Annotated in this window: 1 protein-coding gene; it reads right to left on the bottom strand. The window is 57.3% G+C overall.

Annotation, left to right across the window (positions count from 1 at the left end; all coding sequences use genetic code 11):
- On the bottom strand, positions 1–248 hold a 248-nt coding region (locus C3B51_RS23710), incomplete at both ends, for a hypothetical protein (RefSeq protein WP_206076671.1).

Raw genomic sequence — 248 nt, 5'->3', positions numbered from 1 at the left:
GCTCTGCCTCCGGCTCGTCTTCCAACAGGCTGTCGATATCGTCCGCCTCTTCTGCCTGTAATTCGTCCTCTGGTTCTGCCTCCGGCTCATCCTCTAACAGACTATCGATATCGTCCGGCTCTTGTGCAAGCAATTCGTCTTCTGGCTCTGCCTCCGGCTCGTCTTCCAACAGGCTGTCGATATCGTCCGGCTCTTGTGCCAGCAATTCGTCTTCTGGCTCTGCCTCCGGCTCGTCTTCCAACAGGCTG

It is taken from the genome of Pseudoalteromonas rubra (assembly GCF_004212645.1).
Lineage (GTDB): Bacteria > Pseudomonadota > Gammaproteobacteria > Enterobacterales > Alteromonadaceae > Pseudoalteromonas > Pseudoalteromonas rubra_G.
Note: the sequence above shows the minus strand (reverse complement) of the source record. Positions and strands in the feature narration are given on the sequence as shown.